At 49.8% G+C, this 251-nt stretch carries 1 protein-coding gene; it reads right to left on the reverse strand.

Translation table 11 applies throughout. From position 1 onward, the window contains the following. The coding region (locus tag H4J57_RS19710; protein WP_182224212.1) for a PAS domain-containing protein at positions 1–251 on the reverse strand (251 nt) is incomplete at both ends.

Below are 251 nucleotides of genomic sequence, written 5' to 3' on the forward strand. Positions count from 1 at the left end.
TCATAGTTAGCCGACTCTTCACCTTGCAGGGCTTTATCCAATATCCCTTTAACCGAGGCCTTGTAATCATCGGTGATAAACCCGGCCACCAGATCTTTTCCCATGACATCAATCTTAGCAAAGCCAGTGAGCTGCTCGGCGCGCTGGTTCCATTCGTTCACCAGACCCGCGGCATCAATCCCAAAAATAGGGGCATTGGCCGTATCGATTAACTGGGTTAAATCATGGGCGACACTTTCTTGCTCCTTACG

It is taken from the genome of Colwellia sp. BRX8-7, from assembly GCF_014077275.1.
Taxonomy (GTDB): domain Bacteria; phylum Pseudomonadota; class Gammaproteobacteria; order Enterobacterales; family Alteromonadaceae; genus Colwellia_A.